This is a genomic window from Hypnocyclicus thermotrophus (genome assembly GCF_004365575.1).
GTDB lineage: Bacteria > Fusobacteriota > Fusobacteriia > Fusobacteriales > Fusobacteriaceae > Hypnocyclicus > Hypnocyclicus thermotrophus.
Genome location: NZ_SOBG01000004.1, coordinates 59,537 through 85,957 on the forward strand (window position 1 = coordinate 59,537; position 26,421 = coordinate 85,957).

Consider the following 26,421-nt stretch of genomic DNA (forward strand, 5'->3'; position numbering starts at 1 on the left):
TTAAATCATAGAATTAATTATTGTATTCTATAATAACTTTACTTCTATCATCAATTGCATCTTTTGTAATTATTACTTTTTTTATATTCTCATTAGAAGGTACATCATACATTAAATCTAACATTACATGCTCCATTATAGAACGAAGTCCTCTAGCACCAATTTTTCTTTCTATTGCTCTTTTAGCAATATTTTTTAATGCTTCTTCTTCAAATTCTAACTCTACATCTTCAAGTTCAAAAAACTTTCTGTATTGTTTTACTAATGAATTTTTAGGTTCTGTTAATATTTTAATTAAAGCTTCTTCATTTAAACTTTCTAATGTAGTTATTATAGGTAATCTTCCTATTAATTCTGGTATTAATCCATGCCTTACTAAATCTTCCGGAAGAACTTGTTCTATTATCTTACCTTCATTTTCTTCTTTAATTTTTTTAATTTCAGAACCAAATCCCATTGATTTTTTTTCTGTTCTTTCTTTTATTTTTTTATCAAGACCTTCAAAAGCTCCACCAACTATAAATAAAATATTTTTAGTATCTATTTCTATAAGCTCTTGATGAGGATGCTTTCTTCCACCTTGAGGTGGTACACTAGCTTTAGTTCCTTCTATTATCTTTAATAACGCTTGTTGAACTCCTTCGCCTGACACATCTCGCGTAATTGATACATTTTCAGATTTTCTAGCAATTTTATCTATTTCATCAATATATATTATTCCTCTTTCTGCTGCTTTTACATCCATTTCCGCTGCATGTAACAATCTTACTAATACATTTTCTACATCATCTCCTACATACCCTGCTTCTGTAAGAGTTGTAGCATCTGCAATAGCAAATGGCACATTAAGAGTTCTTGCTAATGTTTCTGCAAGAAGTGTTTTTCCTGAACCTGTCGGCCCTATTAATAATACATTTGATTTTTGTAATTCTACATCATCATCATGTTTTTTCGTATCTTTATGTAATATTCTTTTATAATGATTATATACAGATACTGCTAATGTTTTTTTAGCTTCATTTTGTCCTATTACATACTCATCTAGTTTTTGTTTTATTTCAATTGGTTTTAATAAATTCACATTATTAAATGATGATAACTCTTTTGTTTCATCACTTTCTAACTCCATTGCTAATAGTTCTTCACAAGCTTCTACACACTCATCACATATATACGCTTCTACTCCTGATATTAGTTTATATACTTCACTCTCTTTTTTCCCACAGAATGAACAATGCGGTTGCTTTTTATCTAGCATTACTTTTCACCTCTGTCATTATAAAACACTTTATCTATTAATCCATAGTCTTTAGCCTCATCTGCGCTCATAAAATTATCTCTTTCAGTATCTTTATATACTTCTTTTATTTTTTTACCTGTATGTTTTGAGATAATATTTGATGTTATTTCTTTCATTCTAAGTATCTCTTTTGCTTGTATCTCTATATCTGTAGCTTGTCCTCTAGCCCCACCTAGTGGTTGATGTATCATTATTCTAGAATTTTCTAATGCATATCTTTTTCCTTTTGTTCCAGCTGTAAGAAGTAATGCACCCATACTTGCAGCTTGCCCTATACAAACAGTTGATACATCTGGTTTTATATATTGCATTGTATCATATATAGCAAGTCCTGCTGTTATAACTCCACCAGGGCTATTTATATACATTGTTATATCTTTTTCTGGATCTTCTGCTTCTAAAAATAAAAGTTGTGCTACTATAGAATTTGCTACAGTATCATCTATTTCTGTTCCTATAAATACTATTCTATCTTTTAATAATCTAGAATATATATCATAAGCTCTTTCGCCTCTTCCTGTGTTCTCTATTACCATAGGATTATACATAGTAATACCTCCTAGTTGTGTTTAATTAGAATTTAAGGACAGAAAATTTTCTGCCCTTTATAGTTTATTTAAATTATTTTACATTTTCTACTAATAAATCAATAGTTTTTTGTATTTGTAAATCTATTTTTAAATTTTCTTTAAAATTTTCTAATGTTTTAGCTTTTGTTAATTCTTCTATTAATTTTTCAGTTTCCATATTGTACATAGCAGCTATTTCATCTATTTTTGTACTTAATTCTTCTTCATTTACTTCTACATTTTCTATTTCAGCAATTTTTCCAAGAACTAAATCACTTTTAACTTTATTTTCAGATAAAGGTTTTAACTGACTTAATAACCCATCTTTTGTTAATCCTGACATTTGCATATACATTTCTAATGTAGCACCTTGCATTTTTAATTGATTTTCAAAATCTCTTATTCTCGCTTCTGTTTCTTTAGCTACCATAGAAGATGGTACTGCTACTGTAGCATTATTAACCGCTGCGTCTACTACTTTATTTCTAAATTCATTTTCTACTCTTGTTTTTTCTCTATTTTCTATTTCTTCTCTTTTTTTAACTTTTAAATCTTCTACTGAATCGTATCCTTTTGCTTTTGCAAATTCATCATTTAATTCAGGTTTTATATTTTTTTTAATAGAATTTAATTTTACTTTAAATGTAACAGGTTTCCCTGCTAATTCAGGTTTAAAATAGCTTTCAGGGAATGTTACATTTATTTCTCCTTCTTGCCCTTTTTTATATCCTACTAATTGTTCTTCAAAGTTATCTATAAATGTTTTTGAACCTAATGATAATGGATAATTTTCTCCTTTTCCACCTTCAAAAGCAACACCATCTAAAAACCCTTCAAAATCAATGTTAACTGTATCTCCAATTTGTGCTGTATAATCATCTTCTGCATCTTCTAATTTTGAATCAGCTTCTACCATAGATTCAATCTCTTTTTCTACAACTTCATCAGTAACATTCACATCTTCTTTTGTTACTTCTAATCCTTTGTATTCTCCTAATTCAACTTCTGGAAATACTTCTACAGTAAACACTCCATGAAATTTATCTTCTTCTAATTTTACTTCTACAGTTTTTAAATAATCTACTGGTTTTAAATTATTTTCAACAATTATATTTTCATAATTAGCTTTTAATAATTCATCTGTTAATTCTTCTTTAATATTTGCTTCAAAGTTTTTTTCAATTAATGAAAGTGGAGTTTTACCTTTTCTAAACCCTGGCATTTCTACCTTTGATTGTATATTTTTAAGTATCTCTTCTCTTTTTTTAGATACTTCTTCACCTTCTAAATTTAATGTTATTTCTACTACAGAATTTTCTAATTTTTTGATTTCTACTGACATTGTTTCCTCCTTAAAGTTATTTGAAAATATTATAAAATTCATCTTTTATTTTAAAATCTTTTATTTTTATTTGTAAAATTTCTTCGCCTTTATAAAAAACTTTTTCAGGATAATAGACTATATCAAATTTTTGTATTATACAGTTTTGTTCATCTATTTTATGCCCTAAATTAAATCCTACTGCAGAATATAATTTTTTATTTTTTTTAATAAATGTTTTAAAATGTCTATTATCTACCCCAAATTTTTTAGTATTTATAAATACTACATCTTTATCTAAAAAAAGTGGCTCTGGGTTACCAAGTCCATAAGGCGATAACTCTTGTAAATCTCTTAATATTTCATCATTTATATCTTCTAATTTTAATTCACTATCTATATTTATTTGTTTTTTTTGTTTTTTATCACCATTTTTTAAAATATACTCTCCTACTAACTCTTTTATTTCTTCTAAGTCATTAATATTTGCTACAAATCCCGCAGCTAAATCATGACCACCAAATCTATTAAATTTATGAGAAATTTGAGATAGTACATTGAATATATTTATCCCTGATATACTCCTACAAGAAGCTTTTCCTACGCCATTTCGTGTACTTACAATAAATACTGGTACATTATATTTTATCGAAAGCCTAGATGAAACAACGCCTATGACTCCAGGGTGCCATTTTTCTGATATTTCAAATATATATTTTATATTTTTTATATTATTATATTTTTTATCAATTTCATTAAATATTACTTTTTCAAGAGCTCTTCTTTTTTTGTTTAATTTTTTCATTTCTTCTATTATATCATATATATTAAACTCATCTTCTTCTAAAAAAAACTCTACTCCAATTCTTGAATTTCCCACTCTACCTAATGCATTTAAAAGCGGTGATATAAAAAAACTAATATCTGTTGTCGTTATCTCTTTTTTATTAAATCTTAAATATTTTAATAAATATACAAGACCCTTTATATTAGTATTTCTTATTTTTTTTAATCCATTTTTTATTATTACTCTATTTTCATCTATCATAGGAACTACATCTGCTACTGTTCCTATCATAATAATATCTATATATTCATAAATTTCATTTAAATCTTCATCTAATGCCGTATATACAGCTTCAGCTAATTTTAATGCTACTCCAGCTCCAGAAAGAAATTTGAATTTATAATTTTTACTTAATTTGGGATTAATAGTCACTATAGTTTTATCATCTTCTTCTACTAATTTATGATGATCTGTTATTACTATATCTATTCCTAAAGATTTTGCATATCTTATCTCTTCTAAAGAATTAATTCCAGTATCTACTGTTATTATTAATTTTCCTTCTCTTGTAGCTATTTCATTTATTGCTTTTTTGTTTAAACCATATCCTTCTTCCATTCTATTAGGAATATAGTAATTTACTTCAATCCCAATGTTTCTAAAGACAATTACTAAAAAAGCTGCAGCAGTAATTCCATCTACATCATAATCTCCATAAATAAATATTTTAGATTTCTCTTTTTTTAATTTTATTATTTTTTCAACAACTTCATCCATTTTTTCAAATTCCATAGGATTGTGAAGTTTACTAAAATTTATATTTAGAAAATCATCTACTTTTAATTTTTTATCCATTCCCCTATTTAATAATAGAGTTGTTAAAAATAAATTTTTATTAAATTCAGTAGCCTTTTTTAGTAATGTTTCATTATCCACCTTACTATATTCCCATTTCATAACAGCACCTCTACTATTTCAAATCATTAATTAATTTTGATATTCTTACACCATATGAAATAGTATCATCTATGTGTACTCTTATCTCTGGAGTATATCTTAAGTTTATTTCTTCTCCAACTCTTTTTCTCATAAAACTTCTTACTTCATTTAATCCTTGAAGTACTTTATCTTTGTCTACTTCCTCATCTTTATATGGTAATACACTAAAATAAACATCAGCATATCTCATATCATTACTTATATCTACTTTAGTTACTGATATCATTCCCTCTTTTACTTTAGGATTTTTTATCTCTAAAAAAAGTAGATTTGAAATGACTTTCATTATTTCTTTTTCGATAATAGCTTTTCTTTTTTTATTCATAGTCATTCACTCTTCTTTCTAATTCAAACATTATCTCAATGTTCTTTTTACCTCTTCTAATTCGTATGCTTCTACTACATCTCCTTCTTTAATATCATTAAAGTTTTCAATATGTAATCCGCATTCTTGTCCCGCTACAACTTCATTTGCATCATTTTGATATCTTTTTAATGAAGCTAATTTTCCATCATATATAACTATATTATTTCTAAGAATTCTTACATTTGATGTTTTTCTTACTTTTCCATCTTCAACTAAGCATCCCGCTATATTTCCTACTTTAGATATTTTAAATACTTTTTTAATTTCTATTCTTCCTAAATAAACTTCTTTAAATTCAGGTTCTAACATTCCTGTAAGTGCTTTTTCTATTTCTTCTGTTATATGATATATAACATTATGAGTTCTTATTTCTACTCCTGCTTTTTCAGCTGCTTTTATAGCCTTTGTTGTAGGTCTTACATGAAATCCTATAATTATAGCATCTGATGCCTCAGCTAACATTATATCTCCTTCTGTTATAGCCCCTGCTGCTGCTTGAATAATATTTACCGCAACTTCATCATTTGATAATTTATTTAACGAATCTTTTAATGCTTCTACAGATCCTCCAGAATCAGCTCTTAAAATTAATTTTAATTCTTTTAATTTTTCAGCTTCTAATTGTTTAGAAAAACTTTCTAAGCTAACATGTTTTGTTCTATTTTGTTCTTTTAATTTTTTTTGTTTAATTACTTCTTCTACTATTTTTTTAGCCTGTTTTTCATTTTTTATAGCATAAAGTACATCTCCTGCATTTGGAACTGTATCAAATCCTAATATTTCTACTGGTTGAGAAGCATATACTTTATTAACTCTTTCTCCTTTATCATTTATAAGAGCTCTTACTTTTCCAAATGTTTCATCACATACAAACACTTCTCCAACTTTTAGATTTCCTTCTTTTATTAAAACATCTGCAACAGGTCCTAGTTTTGGATCAAGTCTTGATTCTAGTACTATTCCTTTTGCTCTTTTTTTGAAATCTGCTTTTAATTCTAATATTTCAGCTGTTAAAAGAATTGTTTCAAGTAACATATCTATATTTTTATTAAATTTTGCTGATATTTCAACAAATTCAGTATCTCCACCCCATTCAGGTGCTATAAGACCATACTCCATTAATTCTGTTCTTACTCTTGTAGGATCTGCTCCTGGTTTATCTATTTTATTTATTGCTACTATAATTGGTACTTCTGCTGCTTTTGCATGTGAAATAGCTTCTATTGTTTGCGGTTTTACACCATCATCTGCTGCTACTATTAATATGGCTATATCTGTTACTTCTGCCCCTCTAGCTCTCATTTCTGTAAAAGCTTCATGTCCTGGAGTATCAATAAATGTAATTTTTTTCCCATGTCTTTCTACTTGATAAGCTCCTATTTTTTGAGTTATTCCTCCAGCTTCTCCACCTGCTACATTTGTTTTTCTTATTGTATCTAAAAGTGAAGTTTTCCCGTGATCAACATGCCCCATTATTGTTATAATTGGTGCTCTTTCTTCTAGATTTTCTTCTTTATCTTTTTCTTCTAACGAAAATTTTTCACCAAAACTTTCCTCTACTACTTCTTCTTTTTCTATTAATGCATCATATTCTAGTGCTAATTCTTCAGCTTGTTCATACGATAATACACTATTTATTGTAAACATTTTCCCTTTTAAGAATAATTTTTTTATTAAATCTGTTGGATTTAATTTTAATTGTTCTGCAAACTCTTTTAAAGTAATTTCATCTCCTATTATTTTTATTACTTTAATATCATTTTCTTCTTTGGTACCTTGACTTTTTTTATCTTCTTTTGGTTTAGAAATTGTTTTTTCTTCTTTTTTAAGTACTGTTTCTTCTAATTTCTTTGCTTCTTTTTGTTTTTCAGATTTTTTAGATGTTTCTAATTCATCAGTTATTATTTCTAGAGCATCTTCATTTATTTTTGAAAGATGTGATTTTACCTCTATTCCTAAATTATTTAAAAGTTCTAGTATTTCTTTATTTGTCTTATTATATTTCTTTGCTAATTCGTGTACTCTCAAACACAACACCTCCTAAAGTGTTTTCAATCCATTAGCTACTTTTTTATCTATTATTCCAATTACATTGATACTTTCTTTACCAAAGAATCTTCCTAATTTTTCTTTTGTAGCTACTTCTATATATTTAATTTTTTTATCCATACATAATTTCATCAATTTTTCTCTGTTTTTTTGATTAATATCATTTGCTAATATAAGCATTTTCAATTTTTCTTGATTTTTCAAAGTCATTTCCATTCCAAAACATAAAGAATTACTATTTTTTAATACATTTAATATTTTTATATATTTATCTTCTATATTATTTTTTTCTAATTCTTTTGCCATCTTGTACATTTCTTCAGTAGATATAGTTATTTTTTTATGTTTTGACAATTTTATTAAGCATTCTTTTGCTTTGCATATATAAAAACCTCTGCTTTGTTTATTTTTATTTTTATCAAAAATAAACTTGCCCTCAACTTTTATCAATCTAAAAAAATTTTCTTTATCTTTTTTTTCTCTACATATAACACAAGTTCTTTGTGGTACATGTTTATTCATTTGCCTCTCCTAATGTTTTTATATCTATTCTCATTCCTGTAAGTTTTGCTGCTAACCTTGCATTTTGACCATTTTTCCCTATTGCTAAAGAAAGCTGTGACGGATCAACTAATACTCTTGCTGTTACTTCATCCTCCAATAATTCTACTGAATAAACTCTTGCTGGACTAAGTGCAGCTGAAACAAATTTCTTTTTATCTTCTTTATATTCTACTATATCTATTTTTTCACCATTTAATTCATCAACTATTTCTTTTATTCTAAGCCCTTTTTGACCTATACAAGCTCCTATTGTATCAATAGTTTCATCACTAGAGTGTACTGCTACTTTAGCTCTACTTCCAGCTTCCCTAGCAACGCTTTTTATTTCAATAACTCCTTCTTCTATTTCTGGTATTTCTATTTTAAATAGCTCTATTAATAGTCCTTCGTGTTTCCTTGAAATTACTATCTTTGGAAACTTTCCTGTTTCTTGTACTTCTACAACATATACCTTAATTCTATCTCCCACTCTATATATATCTGATTGTGATTGTTCTACCATAGGAAGAACAGCTTCTATTTTATCAAATTCTATATAAATATTATTTCTATCATCTATTCTTCTTATTATTCCATTTATTATTTTATGTTCTTTCTCTTTAAATTTTTCAAAAATATTTTTTCTTTCTGCTTCTCTTACTTTTTGAATAACAATTTGTTTACCATTTTGAATAGCATTTCTTCTAAAATCTTCACAATTTATTTCTACTTTAATTTCATCATAAAGTTCAACTTTTCTATCTATTTTTTTAGCTTCTTTTATCTCTATTTCATGAGCTTCATCATAAACTGTTTCAACTACTTCTTTGGTAGAATATACTTTAATATCTCCTGTCTTTCTATCAATAACAACCTCTACATTATCGTCTTCACTATATTGTTTTTTATAAGCTGCTAATAAGGCTTGCTCTATTGTTTCTAATAAACTTTCTTTTGTTATTCCTTTTTCTTTCTCAAGTTCATCTAAAGCTTGCAAAAATATTTTTTGCTCTTTGTTCTTCATTTTATTTCCTCCCTAAATAGTATTGAATTAAAATTCAAATACTAAATTTGCTTTTTTCACTTCATTAAATGGTATTTCTATCTTTTTTTCATCAATATTAAAAATTAATATTTCTCCATTTACATTTTCTAAAACACCTGTAAGATTTCTTTTATCCTCAATCTTATGCTTTAATAAAACTTTTACTTTTTCACCAACAAATCTTTCAAAGTCTTTTAATTTTTTTAATGGTCTTTCAATTCCAGGTGAAGACACTTCCAAATAAAATTTTTCATTTATTATACTATCAATGTCATCTTCAATAAGTCCGCTTACTTTGGCACAATCTTCTAAAGTAATATTTTCTTCATAATTTGATTTTTCAATATAAATCCTCACATACCAATATGCTCCATCTTGTAAATACTCTATATTTACTAACTCAATATCTAAATCTTTTAAATATGGTTCCACAATCTTTTCAATTTTTTCTTCGATTTGTTTTCCCAACATTTTCACCTCTTTTTACTTTTACTAAATAAAAGAGTGAGCAGTCGCTCACTCTTTTATAAGTTCATATTTTTCTATCCTATTTTAACACATTAAACTAAAAAAATCAAGTATTTATAAAAATATATATTTTACTAAATTTATAATATAATTAAAAAAATCATTTTATTGATAAAGATTTTTACTTAATAAACCGATATTATTTATAAATGAAAGTGTTTTTATCGGAGGATATTATGAAAAAAATAATAACTATAACTTTATTAATAATATTATCTACTTTCTCTTATTCCTTAGTAATCGAGAGTAAAGCTGGAATTGCACCATGGAATAGTTATAATTTAGATGGTACTAACTATACAGGAACTTTTAGTGTTCGTTTAGAAGGAACTATGTGGTTTGAAATACAAGATAAAACAGAACTTGGATTTGGTGCTGCTTTTAGACCTCTTGGGGTAGTAAATAGAGATCTTTCTCAAAGTAGTAATGGTACAATGGATTTAATGACTTCTTATCCTATATTTATTTCTGCTAAATATACATTTCCAAAAGAAATTGCTGGTATTACTCTTAGTGGAAGAACTAATTTAGGATTTAGTATAAATGATGTTGGTTCATATCCATATCTTTATAAAACAACTATTGGAATATATTCTGGGTTTGGATTAAGTGGCGAAAAAGATAATTTAAGTATGGAAATACTTTATGAACTTACTCAATCTAATGCTTATTTCGTAACAGAAAATACTAATTTCCCAGATGATAATATACATATTACCAATTATTTGATTTCTTTAAATGTAGGCTATAAATTAGAATTTTAATATTTTGCTCAAAAGAATATCTTTTGAGCTTTTTATTTTAAATTTTTAATAAAAATTATGATAAAAAATATGGAAATTTGGAGGGAAAATGAATAAAATAAAAGAAAAATTTAATTTTATTAAAAAATTTCTTGATTCTTTCTTGTATAATTATAATAAAGATAATACCACTTTGTTAGCTAGTTCTATTAGCTTTTATTCTATATTTTCTATTGTACCAATAATAGCACTTATTTTTAGTATAGCCAAAGCTATAGGGTTTGAAGAAATTATAAAAAAAGAGATTATAAATGCTCTTCCAATATATAAAGATGCTATAGAATACTTACTTCAATTTGCTATTAAATTATTAAATAATACTAAAAGTAGCATTATTGCTACGTTTGGTATTATTACTCTTTTGTGGTCAATTATAAATATATTTTCAGAAATTGAAAAATCTTTTAATAAAATTTGGAATATAAAAAATAATAGAAGCATCTATAGAAAAATAACTGATTATATTACTCTTATAATAATGTTTCCTATTACCATTATTTTATCAAATGCAGTTTTTACTCTTTTCCAAACAAACATACCGAGTTTTTTTTATAATTCATCAATATTTAATTTTTTGTTAATTAACACTCTTAAATTGATACCTTATTTTTTTACTGTATTAACTTTTATCTTTTTATATTATATTATCCCTAATACACAAATAAATATAAAATACGCTACTATTTCAGCTATTATTACTGGCTTTTCCTTTCAATTACTCCAATATATTTTTTTGAAATTCCAAATAGGAATTATCACATACAATAAAATATATGGAAGTTTTGCTATTATTCCTATTTTTTTAATATGGCAAAGAATTATGTGGATAATAATTTTATCTGGAATGCATATAATTTATATTCTTCAATATGATTTAAATAAAAAAGAATTTAATATAAGTATCATAGAATTTAAATATTATTCAATACTTATTTTAAAAGAATATTATAATAATTTTTTAAATAATACAGAAACAAAAATAACTGATATTTCTACTAAATATAATTTACCAATTAATCTTATATTATATTTTGCTAATAATCTAGAAAATATCGGCTATTTAATCAAAATAAATAATACAAAATATATTTTAAATAAAAATTTAGAAAACATTACTGTACAAGAGATTTTAAAAAATATTGAAATTTCTAACTATAAAAATATTATTTCAAAAGATATTTTATTAGAAGAATATAATAAACTAATCAATAATAAAAATGAATTATTTAAAAACATATAAAAAGGAGTGCTATTAGCACTCCTTTTTATATTAAATTATTTTTTTTCTGTTGTAAAATCTAATGAAGCTAATCTTTGATATTGTCTCCATTTTCTTGCAGCTTCTTCTTTATTTCTAGCAAATAATTCTTTTGCTCTTTCAGGATTTGAAGCCATTAATGTAGCATATCTTACTTCTCCCATTAAGAATTCATCATATTTATCCCATACTGGTTCTTTTGAATCTATTTGTAAAGGATTTTTTCCTTCTTTTTCTAATAATGGATTATATCTGAATAATGGCCAATATCCACATTCTGTAGCTAATTTTTCCTCAGTTTGAGATTTACCCATACCTTTTCTTATTCCATGGTTAATACATGGAGAATAAGCTATTATTAAACTTGGTCCTGGATAAGCTTCAGCTTCTCTTATAGCTTTTAAATATTGAGCTTGGTTCGCTCCCATAGATACTTGAGCTACATAGATATATCCGTAAGACATAGCTATAGCTGCTAGATCTTTTTTCTGTACTGGCATTCCTGATGCAGCAAATTTAGCAACTGCACCTGTAGGAGATGCTTTTGATGCTTGTCCACCGGTATTTGAGTAAACTTCTGTATCCATTACTAAAATATTAATATCGTCTCCAGAAGCTAATACATGATCAAGTCCACCATAACCAATATCATAAGCCCATCCATCTCCACCAAAGATCCATTGTGATTTTTTAACAATATGATCTTTTAATGATAAGATTTCCTCTGCTCCTTCAAAATCTGCTCCTTCTAATAATGGAAGTAATTTATTTTGTATTTCTTTTGTTTTTTCACCGTTATTTCTATTAGAAATCCATTCTTTATAAAGATCAGCTACTTCTGCTGGTACTTTATCCATTGTAGTTTCCATTACAACTTCTATTCTATTTCTTAATGTTTCACTTGCTACATGCATTCCATATCCAAATTCAGCATTGTCTTCAAATAATGAAGATGCCCAAGCTGGTCCTTCTCCATTAGCATTTTTACAATATGGAGTAGCTGGTGCAGAACCACCATAAATTGAAGAACATCCTGTAGCATTTGCTACCATCATTCTATCTCCAAATAATTGAGTTATTAATTTAATATAAGGAGTTTCACCACATCCAGCACATGCTCCATGGAATTCAAATAATGGTTGTGCAAATTGTGACCCTTTAACTGTTGTTTTAGGCATTTTATCATCTTTATAAGTAACTTCATTAAATAAGTAATCAGCATTTACTTGTTCTCCTGCTTCTACTTCGCCACCGATAGGTCTCATTTCTAATGCTTTACCTTTTGGTGCTGGACATACATTAGCACAAGATCCACATCCAGTACAATCTAATGGTGAAATTTGGATTTTATATTCTAATCCTTCTAATCCTTTTCCAATTGGTTTTATTGTATTTTCTTTTACACCCTCTGGTGCATTTGCTAATTCTTTTTCATCTATTAAGAATGGTCTAATTACTGCATGAGGACATACATAAGAACATTGATTACATTGTATACAGTTTTCTTTTACCCAATGAGGTACATTAACTGCAACTCCTCTTTTTTCATATGCAGTAGTTCCATTTTCAAATGTTCCATCTTCGTATCCATTAAATGCAGATACTGGTAAACTATCACCTTTTATAGCATTTATTGGATCAGCTATTTTAGATACAAATTCTGGTTTTGGTCTACATGCTGTATCTGTTCCACATGAAGCTTCTTCAATAGATAAATCTTCCCAAGATGAATCAACAGTTACTTCTACTACTTCGCCAGCTCCTCTATCAATAGCTTCATAGTTCATTTTTACTATATCTTCACCTTTTTTAGCATATGATTTTTTAGCATATTCTTTCATATATTCTTGTGCTTCAGCAAAAGGTATTACTTCTGATAACTTAAAGAAAGCTGCTTGCATTATTGTATTAGTTCTATGTCCTAATCCTATTTCTTCAGCAAGTTTAGTTGCATTGATTATATAGAATTTAGCTTCTTTTTCAGCTAATATTTTTTTAACAGAATTTGGTAAATAATTTACAACTTCATCTTTATCCCAAATACAGTTTAATAAGAAAGTTCCACCTTTTCTTAGTCCACTTAACATATCATATTTTCCTAAGTATGCAGGCACTGAACATGCTACAAAATGAGGATTTGATACTAAATAAGTAGATCTTATTGGATCTTTACCAAATCTTAAATGTGATCTAGTAACTCCACCTGATTTTTTAGAATCATATGCAAAATATCCTTGAGCATATAAATCTGTTTTATCTCCTATTATTTTAATAGAGTTTTTATTAGCTCCAACTGTACCATCTGAACCTAATCCATAGAATAAACATTCTTTTACATCTTCTGGTACAACAGATATTTCATCTTTAATTTCTAACGAAGTATTAGTAACATCATCTACAATACCTATTGTAAATCCATTTTTAGGATTTTCTAATTTTAAATTATCATATACAGCTATAATTTGTGCTGGTGTAGTATCTTTTGAAGATAGTCCATATCTTCCACCTACGATTAATGGAGCATTTTCTTTTTCATAGAATAAGTTTCTTACATCTAAATATAATGGTTCACCCATTGCTCCTGGTTCTTTTGTTCTGTCTAATACAGCTATTCTTTTTACTGTACTAGGTAATACATTCATAAAATATTCTGCTGAGAATGGTCTATATAAATGTACATTTAATAATCCTACTTTTTCACCTTTAGATACTAAGTAGTCAATTGTTTCTTTTATAGTTTGAGTCACAGAACCCATAGCTACAATTATATCTGTAGCATCTTCTGCTCCATAATATGTAAATGGTTTATAATCTCTTCCTGTTACTTTTGAAATTTCAACCATATATTCAGCAACTATTGCTGGTACTGCATCATAAAATTTATTTTGAGCTTCTCTTGTTTGGAAGTAAATGTCATCATTTTGAGCTGTTCCTCTAGTTACTGGATGCTCAGGATTTAATGCTGAATTTCTAAATCTTTTTACAGCTTCTCTATCTAATAGTTTATCAAATACTTCATAATCCATCACTTCAACTTTTTGAATTTCATGTGATGTTCTAAATCCATCAAAGAAATGCATAAAAGGTACTCTTGATTTTATAGCAGCCAAATGAGCTACTCCTGCAAGGTCCATTACTTCTTGTACAGATCCACTTGCTAGCATAGCAAATCCTGTTTGTCTAGCTGAGTAAATATCTGAATGATCTCCAAAAATAGATAATGCTTGTGCAGATAATGATCTAGCTGATACATGAATAACTCCTGGTAATAATTCTCCAGCTATTTTATACATGTTAGGTATTTTTAATAATAATCCTTGTGACGCTGTATAAGTTGTTGTTAATGCTCCAGCTTGTAATGATCCGTGAACAGTTCCTGCTGCTCCTCCTTCTGATTGCATTTCTACTACTTTTACAGGTACTCCAAATAAGTTTTTCTTACCTTGTGACGCCCATAAATCAGTATATTCAGCCATTGGTGAAGATGGTGTAATTGGATAAATTCCCGCTACTTCTGTAAATGCATAAGACGCATATGCAGCAGCTTGGTTACCATCCATAGTTTGCATTTTTTTTGCCATTTACTATTCCCTCCTAATAATTTTATTAAACTGACATCATTATTTTATGTTAATTATGATTAAACGCATACACTATAGTTATACAGCATTTATTAACTTTTGTCAAACAAAATCATATGTTTTGTTAATTTTTTATTTATATATTTTTTATAACTTCAATGCTAATTTTTATATTTTATATTAATATGTGATTATTTTACTAATGAATATGTATCTTTTGCGATTACTAATTCTTCATTTGTAGGTATTTTAAACACTTTTACTTTTGACCCTTCTTTTGTTAATTCTTGAATTCCATCTTTTCTAGTAGAGTTTTCTTCACTATTAAAATCTATACCTAAATATGTTAATCCTTTACATACATCTTCTCTTACCTTACTTGCATTTTCACCTATTCCTGCAGTAAAGCATATTGCATCTACTCCATTAAGTGCTGCCGCATATGAACCTATATATGATTTTATTCTATGAACAAACATTTCATAAGCTGTTTTCGCTCTTTCATTTCCTTCTTCTATCGCTTTTGATAAATCTCTAAAATCTGAGCTAGATCCAAATACTCCTAATATCCCAGACTTTTTGTTCATTCTTGTATCCATTTCTTTTGCTGTAAGTCCTCTTTTTTCCATCACATAAAGAACTGCTGCTGGATCAATATCCCCACATCTAGTTCCCATCATAAGTCCTTGTAAAGGTGTAAGTCCCATTGATGTTTCTATACATTTTCCTGCTTTTACAGCTGATATAGATGCACCATTTCCTAGATGACATACTATTACTTTTGCTTCTGGATTATTTAATACTTTTGCAGCTTCTTGTGATACAAAATAATGAGATGTACCATGGAATCCATATTTTCTTACTTTTAAATCTTCATAGTCCTCATAAGGTAATGCATACATATACGCTTCTCTTGTCATTGTTTGATGAAATGCAGTATCAAATACAGCTACATTTTTCTTATCTGGCATAAGTTCCATACATACTTCTATTCCTAATGCATTTGCTGGATTATGAAGTGGTGCTAAACTTGATAAATTTTGTATTTCTTTTAATATTTCTTTAGTTACTATTACTGATTTATCGAATTTTTCTCCTCCATGTACTACTCTATGTCCTATCGCATCTATTTCTTCAATTGATTTTATTACCCCATTTTCACCTTGTAATGTTTTCAAGACTAAATCTATTGCTTCTTTATGTGTAGGCATATCATGAAGTATTTCCTCTTTTTTCCCATTCGCCTTATACTTCATTTGAGACTTTTCTAACCCTATTCTTTCACATATACCTTCTGCTATCGCTTCTTCTTTTAGCATGTCAACTACTTGATATTTAAGAGATGAACTCCCGCTATTTAATACTAATACTTTCATAAAAAAATCCTCTCCTTTTATTATTCTGCTTGAGCTGATGTAATCGCAACTATATCAACTATATCCTGTACACTACATCCTCTAGAAAGATCATTTACTGGTTTTGCTAATCCTTGTAATAATGGGCCATATGCATCTGCATTTGCAAGTCTTTGTACTAATTTATATCCTATATTTCCAGCTGAAAGATCAGGAAATACTAATACATTTGCTTTTCCTGCTACTTTTGAATCAGGCGCTTTTTTAGATGCTATTGCTGGTACAATTGCTGCATCTGCTTGTAATTCTTCCTCAAATTCAAAATTTACAGCTCTATTTTTAAGTATTTCTCCTGCTTCAATTACTTTATCTACATCTTCATGTTTTGCACTTCCTTTTGTCGAAAAAGATAGTAATGCAACTTTTGGTTCCATTCCTACTATTGATCTTGCTGAAGCTGCTGCTGAAGTAGCTATATCTGCTAATTGTTCTGGTGTTGGATTTGGTACAACTCCACAATCAGAAAAAATAAGTACTCCGTCTTTTCCATAAAGTTTTGCTGGCTCGCTTTCTTTTGGTAATACCATAACAAAACATGATGATACTGTTCTTAATCCTGGTTTTGTCCCTATTACTTGAATTGCTGCTCTAAGAACATCTGCAGTTGGAGAATCAGAACCTGCTACCATTCCATCTGCATCTCCCATTCTTACCATCATTGCACCAAAAAATCTAGGATCATTTTCCAGTACTTGCCTAGCTATTTGTTCTGTCATTCCCTTTTTTTCTCTAAGTTTTACAAATTCTGCTATATATTTATCTAACTTTGAATAATTTTTAGGATTTACTATTTCTGCTCCCTCTATATTTATATTTAATTCAGAAGCTTTTGATTTAATAGTTGTCTCTTCTCCTATTAAGATTAATTTTGCTAATTTTTCCTCCAAAACTTTTGCTGCTGCTTTTACTACTCTTTCATCATTAGTTTCAGGTAAAACTATAGTTTTTAATTCAGCTTTAGCCTTACTTCTAATTTGTTCAATAATTCCCATTATTTACCTCCTCAATTTAAAACTTGTTAAGTAAATTTTAACACATTTTATATATATTTTCAAAGTCTTTTGTTATTTTTTTAGCTTTTTTTATATAATATATATTATATAAACCAATAACATACAAAACATATTATTTTTATATTAGTTTATGCATACTTTACTATATTTGTTAAAATTTATTCAAAAATTGCATTTATATATTCGTCTACATTAAATTTTCTTAAATCTTCTATTCCTTCTCCTACCCCAATAAATTTAATTGGTTTTTTGATTTCTTCTGATACTGAAAATATAATTCCTCCTTTTGCTGTCCCATCTAATTTTGTTACTACAAATCCAGTAAGATCTGTAACTTCATTAAATACTTTTGCTTGAGTTAGTCCATTTTGTCCCGTTGTTCCATCTATAACTAGCAAACTTTCATAAAAAACCCCTTCTCCAAGATGTTTTTTTATAATTTTATTTATTTTTTCAAGTTCTACCATTAAATTATTTTTATTATGAAGCCTTCCTGCAGTATCTATTATTGCTATGTCTGCTTCTCTATTTTCTGCTGCTTTTAACGTATCAAATACTACTGCTCCTGGATCTGCCCCTTGTGAGTGTTTTATTATTTCTGCATTTGCTCTCTTTGCCCACTCTTCTAATTGTTCTATTGCTGCTGCTCTAAATGTATCTCCTGCTCCAATTACTACTTTTTTTCCTTCTTTTACAAATTTTGAAGCTAATTTACCAATTGTAGTTGTTTTCCCTACTCCATTTACTCCTACTACTAATATAACATTTAAACCTTTTCTATCTAATTTTAATTCTGTATCTTCTCTTATTAAAAACTCTTTCATTACTTCTTTTAATATATCATATACCTTTTCTGGCTCTTTTATTTTTAATTCTTTTACTTTTTCTTCTAATTTTTTTACTATTTTAAGTGTCATATCCATTCCTATATCTGATTGAATAAGAAGATCTTCTAATTCTTCATACATTTCTTCATCTATTATACTTCTTCCACTAAATAATGTTTTAATTTTTCCAAATAAACCATCTTTAGATACACTTCTAAATAATTTTTCTTTTAATGAGCCAAATATTCCTTTTTTTTTCGCTCTTTCTTCTAATTCATTCTCTTTTTTTTCTACTAATTCTTTTTCTGCCATTATTTTTGTTTCTGTTTCTCTTATCTCTTTTTCTTTTTCTAATTTTTCAAATACTTCATTTGCTTTTTCTTCTTCTAATTTTTTATCTAACTCTTGAACTTTTTCTTTTAAATCTTCAAATTCAGTTTTTTCTTCTTCTAATTTTTTTATTGTTTCTTCTACTTTTTCATGTACTTCCTCAAATTCTTTAATTTTTTCTAATTCTTCTTTAATTTCTTTATCTATTTCTTTTTCTTTTTTAAAAATTTTTTTTATTTTTTTAAACATAAATACCACTCCTTTTTATTTTTTACATACCAAAAAATAATACCATATTTTATAGCGTATTTCAAGAAAACTAAATATATTAAGATAAAAAAATTAGTCGTTATTTTTAACGACTAATTAATGTTTTTAATTATTTTATTTTTTTATAATGTTAAGTTCTAATGAAAATAATATAAATATACTAAATGCTAAAACTCCCAATATAAAATATATAAAATCTAAAGTAGAAATCATACTAACAAAATTAATTATTTTTTCATATATTTTATTACTAATTCCTATTGTATTAAAATTATTTTCAGCATATAGATTTACATTTTTAGAATACATTATCATTAATATAAATATAAAAAGTTCCCATTTTATTTTTTTCATTTTACTCACCTCAATAATAGATATTATACACTATTATTTATCGGAAACTTTTCATAAATTCATAAGCTTTTTTATAAAATTTTTCACTCCCAAATCCACCTGGTTTTGTAATTATATTATATTCTTTATATTTTAAATAAGCTATTCCTGGTTCTATCTCTTTTATTACTTCTAAATAATCTATACTCATTTTTTTTAATATATTAATACTTATTTCTCCACCGCTTATTATTAAATTTTTTATATTATTCTCTTCAATTATTTTCTTTGATATATCTGTAAAAATATCCGTTATTTCAACTACTTTATAATTTTCTTTTGCTTTATTATAATCTCTTATATTTTTTATACTCCTAATCAAAATATCATTTTTATATTTTTTCTTTTCTATATCTATATTTTTTTTAGTAAAATCAACATCTATAACTTCTATATTATTATTTGATTCTAATACTTTAATTTGTTCAATATTTTTAGCATTACAAGAGCCTGATATTATTGCTATTTGTGGTCTTTTATACCCCCAATATTTCATTAAATATTCCATAATTCCTGATGATCCTACTATATATTTATCTAATTTTAATTCAATAATTGTTTTAGCTATTATGTCCAAATCATTATTATTTTCTGTGTCAAAAATAATAATTTGTGATTTTATACTTTTAATTTTTTCTTTTAATTTTTCTTGTCTATTACTTCTGATATCATTTATTTTTATAATTTCTCCTTCAAAATATTCTAATAAATCATTAGTTTTAATAGGAAAATAGGGATCATTTTTAAATTCTGTTAAATGAAGTGGTATATCTTTAATATAATGTTTTCCATTTATAATTTTTCTATTAGTATTTGGAAATCCTACTATAACTAATATTTTTTCTTGTTTATTTATATTTTCTTGAATAGCTTTTAATTCTTCTTTTATATTTCCTCTCAAAGTAGAATCGATTTTTTTAAAAAATTTCTCGCTATTTTTTAGTTCCATAAAGCTTTTTTTTACTCTTTCATATGCCTTTTTTTTATCAATATTTCTACTTTCAGTAGATATTATTTCTACATCACTTTTTATACTAATTTTAGAATCATATGTTTTAGTTATTACTTTCAATCCATATTTTTTCAATTGAATCCCTATATCATTAGCACCTGTAAAATCATCTGCAATTACTGATACTTTCAATTTTGTCCTCCTAAATAGTAAAATTATTTTATTTAATCAAAATAAATCCTAAATTCCATAGCAATAATTTTTTTTTATAAATACTCTTTTATACTACTTATTAAATCTATCTTTTTTATTATCGACAAAATAAAAAAATCCCTAATAAAATAGAGATTTTTATTTATTATCTATATATTTTCTAAAATAAAAATATACTTCTGTTCCATTATTTATTTCGCTTATTATATTTATATTTTCATTATATGTTGAAAGAATTTTATCTACTACTGTAAGTCCTAATCCTAATCCTCTATATTTTCTAGTATTTCCTTCTTCTAGTTGTCTAAAACTTTTAAGTATCTCTTTAACTTTATCTTTTGCCATTCCCATTCCATTATCTTTTAAAATTATTTTATATTTTTCTCCTTCTTCACTTATAATTATATCTATTATTAGTCTATCTTTTTTAGAAAATTTTAAAGAGTTTGATATAAGATTTACAAATATTTGTTTTATTGCTTCTTGATCTCCATAAATAATAGGGTTTTCTGTCTTATAATTTTTTCTTACTATTACTCTATCTTCTTCTATTACATTTTCTAGTCGCATTAATACTTCTTCTATTACATCAATTAAATAAAGTTTCGTATTTAAAAGTTCATACTTACCACTTTCAATTCGACTATAACTTATAATATTTTCTATTATTTCTTGTAATCTTTCTATATTATTCAAAGATGTTTTTAAAGCTTTTCTTTGTTTTATTGTTAATTTACCTATTTTCCCTGCAAGCAAAAGTTCAGTATATCCTTTTATTGGTACAAGAGGTATTTTTAATTCATGGCTTACATTTGCCATAAATACATTTTTAGTTTTTTCTGATTTTTGAAGTTCCTTTGTTGCTTCTTCTAATTTTTGATTTTCTTTAATAAGTTTTAAATATAATTTTCTATTTTCAAGTGCTAATAAAATTGTTTTTACATATGTAATAAGAGATTTTTTTGTTTCTTGTTCTAATTTTTTTCCATCATCTACTAATAAAATACCGTATAAATCTTTTGATTCACTTTTTTCACTAAATAATGGTACAACATAAGGTTCTTTAAATTCTTTATAATAAGATAAATCAATAATATCACTAGCTAAAACTATATCTCTTTTTTTTATATAATCAATATAATCCCAAATTTCTAAAATATCTGGTGGATTGCCTATTCCAAAGCTTTTAGTTAAAACTATATCTTTACTTTCTTCTTTTACTATATAAATAGCTACTTTTCTAAGAATAAGTCCTTCCCTAATTCCTTTTATTACAATTTCATAAAAATTATCATCTATAATATATTTTGAAACATTTACAATTAAATAATATATATTTGTTATCTCTGATATTCTATTATTTAATAATTTATTTATTCTATCAATATTTTCATTTTTTTCCTGCATTTTCTTTTGAGTTTCTTTCATCTCTTTATTCATTAATTCTAATCTTTGAGAATAATGTTTATTATTATTATTTGCTTCTTCTAATTCATTTATTTTATCTCTTAAAGTTATTGTCATTGCTTCAAAATCTCTGGCAAGTATACCTATTTCATCTCCAGATAGTTTTAATTTCCCCAAGTTAATATCAAGATTCCCCTCTTTTAATGAATTTATTTTATTAGTAAGTTCCTTTATTGAATCTACTACAAGATTTAGCATTGTTGTAGAAATTAAAAATATAAGAGAAAATACTAAAAACATAGCAATAAAAAGATAACTTGTTATTTTTTGTATATCACTAAATAATTTAGTTACGTCAAAAAGAAATAACCACTTTAAACTATCTATATTTTCAATATCTATTAATTTATAAAAATATATTTTTTCTCCAATTTCTAAATAATTATCCTTTCTAAATTGAAGTATACTATCCTTTTTTAAGGTCCCTTTTATTACTTTATTTTTGTCAAATAAAATCACTTCTGTTACAAAAATATTTTTATATCTATAAATCTCTTTTTCTGATATCTTGTATCTATATACAATAGTTCCCATATATTTATTCATATCTATAGATACAATAGAATATATGTATAAGTCATTTCCTAATTTTTTATATCTTATTCCTTCTTCATTAAAATCTATTTTTTCATTTTTTTTAAATCCTTTAGTAAATATTAAATCTTGTTTACTACTATATATAGCTATATCAAAATTTTTATAATTACTTGTGAGAGTATTATAATAATTATAAAGATTATTATACTCTTCTTTTCTTATATTATATCCAATATCTGCTTTATTTAATAATCTAATAAGGTCAATATTTTTAGACATCATTTCAGTTTCACGTCTAAAATTTTCTTTGAATTCATATAATTCATATTGTATATAATTAATTTTTTCTTCTATTTTACTTTTATTTTCTTGTTCTAAATTTCTATAAATAACTTCACTTGAAATTAAATAAGCAAAAATTAACGATAAAATACTTGTAAAAATAATAATTATCGAAAATTTACTTTTTATACTCACCTTCATACAAGGTTCCTCCTTGATAATAAATAGAAAAAATGATAAACTAATTTATCAAATAAATTATACCATAATTTTTTTTGAAAGTACAATACGGAGGTTTTTTTAATGAAAAAAAATATTTTTATCCTCTTTTTTATAATAAATATTTTTTTATTTGCAAAAGAATATAATATTTATGTTTTTAATGAAAACTATTCACCTATTTCTGCTGCAAGTATTATTATTGATAATACTTATTATTCAACTGATTTTAATGGTTATTTAAAAGTAGAAATCCCTAATAATGAATTTTTTGTTTCTATTTCAAAAAATGGATATATTAATAAAAAAATATTTGTTTCAAATAACACTAATAATATAAATATAATGCTTATTAAAAAAAATATGAATTCAAAAAAATTATTTGTTGGTTTAAAATATGATAATAACAATAATTATTATTTTTTAGATAGTATGAATTTAAATAATTTTTCATTTAATAGCATCATAAATTTTTATAATGATAATAAATTAATTTATAGCTTTGATTATCATAACTCGCCTATTAGTATTGATATATTACCAAATATATATGACGTGAAAATTATCAATTCTTACAATTCTATTATTTATAAAAATATTATTATAAATGAAAATACTAAACCTTTTTTGTTGTTTTCAATGAAAAAGAATACTCTTTTAGTTAAAGGTATTGTAAAATCAAATAACTATTATATTGGTGGTGCTAAAATAACATTTACTGATATTAATAACAATAATTTTGAAACATTTTCAAATATAACAGGTAATTTTTATATAGAACTTCCTAAAAATGATTATACAATCTCAATTGAAAAAATTGGTTATAAAAGTAATAATATAAAATTATCAGTAAAAAATAATATCCAAAATTTAGAATTATCATTAAAAGAATTAGGTGGTTATATTTCTGGCTATATAATTGACGAAAAAAATAACCCCATTAATAATGCTCTTATAAATATAAATAACAGTATTAACTCTTTTTCTATTTATTCTAACGATAAAGGTTTTTTCAAAGTAAAAGTTCCTTCAGGAATAAATATATTAAAAATAACAAAAAATGGTTATTTAACTAATGGTATTATTAAAAATATTAAAAATTATTCTTCTATCGAAAACCTTTATATAAAATTAGAGAAAAAAGTAAGTAATTTAAAGGGAAGAGTTATTGCAAATTCTGAATATGCAAGTAATGTAAATATATTTTTATATAAAGATAATAAACATATCGCTACCACTACTACAAATAAAAATGGATTTTATATCTTTGAAAATTTACCACTTTTCGAATCATATAAAATCATTATAAAAAACTCTTTAAATAAAGATATTTTTACATCTAAAGATATCTTTTTAACTGATGAAAGCGATAAAGAATTTAATATTTTTTATAATTATAATTATAAAAAATTAATTCTAGAATTCCCTGAAAAATTTTATAAACCTGTATATATTAATAATAAAAAATATCTACCTGATAGTAATAGCTTGATTTATCTAGATATTGATCCAAATATCAATTCTCTTGAAATCTCTATTCCAGAATACAATTATAAAAACATTTTAAGTTTAACTAATGAAAATAAAATATATTTAAAAATTAAATTATAAAATCTTTCCAAAATTTTGGAAAGATTTTATAATTTATAACAAATAATTTCTTTTTAATATTTGAAAATATTTTTCAGCTTTTTCTATATTCCCTTTATTTTTATAATATAAATATAAGTAATACATTTCAACATCTGTTTTTTCGTTTTTTTTCTCAATTTCATTTTTATAATAATCATCAAAAACTAAATTATTTTTATTAAAATAAAAATATTTTAATTCATTTGGAATTATCCACTCTTTTTGATATTCATATTTTTCTAATGCTATATCTAAATACTCTTGCCAGCCATTTTTTAATAAAAAATCTAATTGTTTGAAATTCAACTTTTCTTTATACATTAATAATTTTACATATTCACCTTTATCAAAATAATATTGTATTAAATCTTTTTCAAAGGTTTTGTCTATATCATAAGCATATTTAATAGCATATTCAATATAATATTTTTTATTATATAAAAGTTTTAATTTAGCCATCAATTCATCTATTCTATTTGAGTTTTCTAAAATCTCTATATACTTTTGAATAAATTCTTCATTTTCAAATCCTTTAAATATTTTTTCTGCTAAAAGTAATTCAGCCTCATAACTTTTTTCTGATTTTATTAAAATATCTATTTTCATTAAAAAAAGCTCTTTATCAAAAGTTTTATTTATATATTCATCTATTATTTGTATTTTTTCATCATCATTTAATACATAATTTAATTTATATTTAATCATCTCTTTTTTATATTTACCTTTAAATTCATTATTATTTTCATAAAAAGATATAAGATTTATAATCTCTTTATCAGATATACCATTTTGAAGTCTATCTTTAAAAAATTTATAAAACATATCTTCATTTTTAAATGATAAATTATACATTATCTTAAAATCTTTATTTAAAAAATAAAGTTTATAAAGATTATCTATATCACTTTCTCTTATATATCTCTTTTCTAATTTTTTAAATTCTTTATTAAAATCTTCTGATTTTTTGTATTTTAAATAATATAATTTTTCTAAATCATTTCTAAATCCTGTTAATTTAGCTAATTTTTCTTCATATAAAAAATATTCATAATATCCTTCTTTATTCTCTAAAGATTTTATTTTTGCATAAGCTAATTCACTTAATTCTTTTGGTGTTGCAATTTTTATTAATATAGCTTTTAAATATTCATCATTTTCAAAATCCTTATTTTTTATAATTTCAACCAATTTATGTTTTTCCTCTGTATTCCATTCATTGTTAAGAAAAAATTCATAGTACTTTTGTGAATCATAGGAATATAATTCTAATTTTTGAAATTTATTTAAACTGTATTTAGTCATATCAATAGCTAAATTATTATTTTGAATCAAATCAACAATATACATGTATAGTTCCAAAATCTCTTTTTGTTCAGCTTTTTTTTCAATATACTTATCTAAATATTTTATTTCTTTATTATAATCTCCTAACTCATGATATATTTTAGAAATTTTTAGATATTCATTAGGATATATTTTTTCATATTCCCTTAAAAAATTTAGTGCAGCTTCTTTTTCGCCTATATCTGCATAAACTTTTGCTATTTCATAATAAGATTCAGTATTATTATCTTCTAATAAATCTGATAAATATTTTGATATTTTTTTAGGAAAATATACTTTTTTACCTAAAAAAGAAGTTATTTCATATTTTGAGACTGATGCAAATATATTTATTGAAATTAATAAATATAATATTATTTTCTTCATTTTATCATCAC

Annotated in this window: 20 protein-coding genes; 3 read left to right on the top strand and 17 right to left on the bottom strand. The window is 25.0% G+C overall.

Annotation, left to right across the window (positions count from 1 at the left end; translation table 11 throughout):
* Positions 1 to 13 precede the first annotated feature (13 nt).
* The 9 genes from clpX to rimP form a co-directional block, all read right to left on the bottom strand.
* Positions 14 to 1,258, bottom strand: a complete 1,245-nt coding sequence (clpX, locus tag EV215_RS05050) for an ATP-dependent Clp protease ATP-binding subunit ClpX (protein WP_134112915.1) — start codon at positions 1,256 to 1,258, stop codon at positions 14 to 16.
* A complete protein-coding gene (gene clpP / locus EV215_RS05055; RefSeq protein WP_134112916.1) occupies positions 1,258 to 1,848 on the bottom strand; it encodes an ATP-dependent Clp endopeptidase proteolytic subunit ClpP in 591 nt (196 codons plus the stop codon). Before clpP ends, clpX begins: the two co-directional genes overlap by 1 nt.
* Positions 1,849 to 1,921: 73 nt before the next feature.
* Positions 1,922 to 3,211: a trigger factor gene (gene tig / locus EV215_RS05060; protein ID WP_134112917.1), complete on the bottom strand. Its 1,290-nt coding sequence runs from the start codon at positions 3,209 to 3,211 to the stop codon at positions 1,922 to 1,924.
* A 16-nt stretch (positions 3,212 to 3,227) separates the two neighbouring features.
* Positions 3,228 to 4,934: a single-stranded-DNA-specific exonuclease RecJ gene (gene recJ, locus EV215_RS05065; protein WP_134112918.1), complete on the bottom strand. Its 1,707-nt coding sequence runs from the start codon at positions 4,932 to 4,934 to the stop codon at positions 3,228 to 3,230.
* Between the two features lie 13 nt (positions 4,935 to 4,947).
* A complete protein-coding gene (gene rbfA, locus EV215_RS05070) occupies positions 4,948 to 5,301 on the bottom strand; it encodes a 30S ribosome-binding factor RbfA (RefSeq protein WP_134112919.1) in 354 nt (117 codons plus the stop codon).
* 30 nt (positions 5,302 to 5,331) lie between these two features.
* Complete coding sequence (gene infB, locus EV215_RS05075) at positions 5,332 to 7,377, bottom strand: translation initiation factor IF-2 (RefSeq protein WP_134112920.1); 2,046 nt, start codon at positions 7,375 to 7,377, stop codon at positions 5,332 to 5,334.
* Between the two features lie 6 nt (positions 7,378 to 7,383).
* Positions 7,384 to 7,914, bottom strand: coding sequence for a DUF448 domain-containing protein (locus EV215_RS05080; protein WP_134112921.1), 531 nt, complete (start codon positions 7,912 to 7,914; stop codon positions 7,384 to 7,386).
* Positions 7,907 to 8,959: a transcription termination factor NusA gene (gene nusA, locus EV215_RS05085; RefSeq protein ID WP_134112922.1), complete on the bottom strand. Its 1,053-nt coding sequence runs from the start codon at positions 8,957 to 8,959 to the stop codon at positions 7,907 to 7,909. The genes EV215_RS05080 and nusA overlap by 8 nt, the downstream gene beginning before the upstream one ends.
* A gap of 27 nt (positions 8,960 to 8,986) precedes the next feature.
* Positions 8,987 to 9,451 carry a ribosome maturation factor RimP gene (gene rimP, locus EV215_RS05090; RefSeq protein WP_134112923.1) on the bottom strand — a complete coding sequence of 155 codons (465 nt, stop codon included), beginning with the start codon at positions 9,449 to 9,451 and terminating at the stop codon, positions 8,987 to 8,989.
* Positions 9,452 to 9,684: 233 nt separating this feature from the next.
* Between rimP and EV215_RS05095 the strand changes: the two genes are divergently transcribed.
* Together EV215_RS05095 and EV215_RS05100 are read left to right on the top strand one after the other, a co-directional pair.
* Positions 9,685 to 10,272 (top strand): hypothetical protein, encoded by a 588-nt coding sequence (locus EV215_RS05095; RefSeq protein ID WP_134112924.1) that lies wholly within the window; start codon positions 9,685 to 9,687, stop codon positions 10,270 to 10,272.
* A gap of 88 nt (positions 10,273 to 10,360) precedes the next feature.
* The gene (locus tag EV215_RS05100) at positions 10,361 to 11,551 is read left to right on the top strand and encodes a YihY/virulence factor BrkB family protein (RefSeq protein WP_134112925.1); all 1,191 of its coding nucleotides are present in this window, start codon (positions 10,361 to 10,363) and stop codon (positions 11,549 to 11,551) included.
* 35 nt (positions 11,552 to 11,586) lie between these two features.
* Here the strand turns inward: EV215_RS05100 and nifJ are convergent, their stop codons facing one another.
* From nifJ to EV215_RS05135, 7 genes are all read right to left on the bottom strand, one after another.
* Positions 11,587 to 15,150, bottom strand: a complete 3,564-nt coding sequence (gene nifJ, locus EV215_RS05105; RefSeq protein ID WP_134112926.1) for a pyruvate:ferredoxin (flavodoxin) oxidoreductase — start codon at positions 15,148 to 15,150, stop codon at positions 11,587 to 11,589.
* Positions 15,151 to 15,341: 191 nt separating this feature from the next.
* Complete coding sequence (locus EV215_RS05110) at positions 15,342 to 16,526, bottom strand: acetate/propionate family kinase (protein WP_134112927.1); 1,185 nt, start codon at positions 16,524 to 16,526, stop codon at positions 15,342 to 15,344.
* 20 nt (positions 16,527 to 16,546) lie between these two features.
* The gene (gene pta, locus EV215_RS05115) at positions 16,547 to 17,557 is read right to left on the bottom strand and encodes a phosphate acetyltransferase (protein WP_134112928.1); all 1,011 of its coding nucleotides are present in this window, start codon (positions 17,555 to 17,557) and stop codon (positions 16,547 to 16,549) included.
* A 179-nt stretch (positions 17,558 to 17,736) separates the two neighbouring features.
* A complete protein-coding gene (gene ftsY, locus EV215_RS05120) occupies positions 17,737 to 18,984 on the bottom strand; it encodes a signal recognition particle-docking protein FtsY (protein ID WP_134112929.1) in 1,248 nt (415 codons plus the stop codon).
* A gap of 135 nt (positions 18,985 to 19,119) precedes the next feature.
* On the bottom strand, positions 19,120 to 19,359 hold the full coding sequence (locus EV215_RS05125) for a hypothetical protein (protein ID WP_134112930.1): 240 nt from the start codon (positions 19,357 to 19,359) through the stop codon (positions 19,120 to 19,122).
* 37 nt (positions 19,360 to 19,396) lie between these two features.
* The gene (locus EV215_RS05130; RefSeq protein WP_134112931.1) at positions 19,397 to 20,542 is read right to left on the bottom strand and encodes a four-carbon acid sugar kinase family protein; all 1,146 of its coding nucleotides are present in this window, start codon (positions 20,540 to 20,542) and stop codon (positions 19,397 to 19,399) included.
* A 159-nt stretch (positions 20,543 to 20,701) separates the two neighbouring features.
* Positions 20,702 to 23,050, bottom strand: a complete 2,349-nt coding sequence (locus EV215_RS05135; protein ID WP_134112932.1) for an ATP-binding protein — start codon at positions 23,048 to 23,050, stop codon at positions 20,702 to 20,704.
* A 102-nt stretch (positions 23,051 to 23,152) separates the two neighbouring features.
* On the opposite strand from EV215_RS05135, the gene EV215_RS05140 reads away from it, so the two are divergent.
* Positions 23,153 to 24,679 carry a carboxypeptidase-like regulatory domain-containing protein gene (locus EV215_RS05140; protein WP_134112933.1) on the top strand — a complete coding sequence of 509 codons (1,527 nt, stop codon included), beginning with the start codon at positions 23,153 to 23,155 and terminating at the stop codon, positions 24,677 to 24,679.
* 33 nt (positions 24,680 to 24,712) lie between these two features.
* Here the strand turns inward: EV215_RS05140 and EV215_RS05145 are convergent, their stop codons facing one another.
* Positions 24,713 to 26,410: a tetratricopeptide repeat protein gene (locus tag EV215_RS05145; RefSeq protein WP_134112934.1), complete on the bottom strand. Its 1,698-nt coding sequence runs from the start codon at positions 26,408 to 26,410 to the stop codon at positions 24,713 to 24,715.
* Positions 26,411 to 26,421 lie beyond the last annotated feature (11 nt).

Excerpts from the sequence above, each read along its gene's own strand:
- EV215_RS05135 (WP_134112932.1), bottom strand. The coding sequence starts at position 23,050 with ATGAAGGTGAGTATAAAAAGTAAATTTTCGATAATTATTATTTTTACA.
- recJ (WP_134112918.1), bottom strand. The coding sequence starts at position 4,934 with ATGAAATGGGAATATAGTAAGGTGGATAATGAAACATTACTAAAAAAG.
- nusA (WP_134112922.1), bottom strand. The coding sequence starts at position 8,959 with ATGAAGAACAAAGAGCAAAAAATATTTTTGCAAGCTTTAGATGAACTT.
- pta (WP_134112928.1), bottom strand. The coding sequence starts at position 17,557 with ATGGGAATTATTGAACAAATTAGAAGTAAGGCTAAAGCTGAATTAAAA.
- clpX (WP_134112915.1), bottom strand. The coding sequence starts at position 1,258 with ATGCTAGATAAAAAGCAACCGCATTGTTCATTCTGTGGGAAAAAAGAG.
- EV215_RS05080 (WP_134112921.1), bottom strand. The coding sequence starts at position 7,914 with ATGAATAAACATGTACCACAAAGAACTTGTGTTATATGTAGAGAAAAA.
- nifJ (WP_134112926.1), bottom strand. The coding sequence starts at position 15,150 with ATGGCAAAAAAAATGCAAACTATGGATGGTAACCAAGCTGCTGCATAT.
- EV215_RS05100 (WP_134112925.1), top strand. The coding sequence starts at position 10,361 with ATGAATAAAATAAAAGAAAAATTTAATTTTATTAAAAAATTTCTTGAT.
- EV215_RS05145 (WP_134112934.1), bottom strand. The coding sequence starts at position 26,410 with ATGAAGAAAATAATATTATATTTATTAATTTCAATAAATATATTTGCA.
- tig (WP_134112917.1), bottom strand. The coding sequence starts at position 3,211 with ATGTCAGTAGAAATCAAAAAATTAGAAAATTCTGTAGTAGAAATAACA.
- EV215_RS05125 (WP_134112930.1), bottom strand. The coding sequence starts at position 19,359 with ATGAAAAAAATAAAATGGGAACTTTTTATATTTATATTAATGATAATG.
- rbfA (WP_134112919.1), bottom strand. The coding sequence starts at position 5,301 with ATGAATAAAAAAAGAAAAGCTATTATCGAAAAAGAAATAATGAAAGTC.
- ftsY (WP_134112929.1), bottom strand. The coding sequence starts at position 18,984 with ATGTTTAAAAAAATAAAAAAAATTTTTAAAAAAGAAAAAGAAATAGAT.
- EV215_RS05110 (WP_134112927.1), bottom strand. The coding sequence starts at position 16,526 with ATGAAAGTATTAGTATTAAATAGCGGGAGTTCATCTCTTAAATATCAA.
- EV215_RS05140 (WP_134112933.1), top strand. The coding sequence starts at position 23,153 with ATGAAAAAAAATATTTTTATCCTCTTTTTTATAATAAATATTTTTTTA.
- clpP (WP_134112916.1), bottom strand. The coding sequence starts at position 1,848 with ATGTATAATCCTATGGTAATAGAGAACACAGGAAGAGGCGAAAGAGCT.
- rimP (WP_134112923.1), bottom strand. The coding sequence starts at position 9,451 with ATGTTGGGAAAACAAATCGAAGAAAAAATTGAAAAGATTGTGGAACCA.
- EV215_RS05095 (WP_134112924.1), top strand. The coding sequence starts at position 9,685 with ATGAAAAAAATAATAACTATAACTTTATTAATAATATTATCTACTTTC.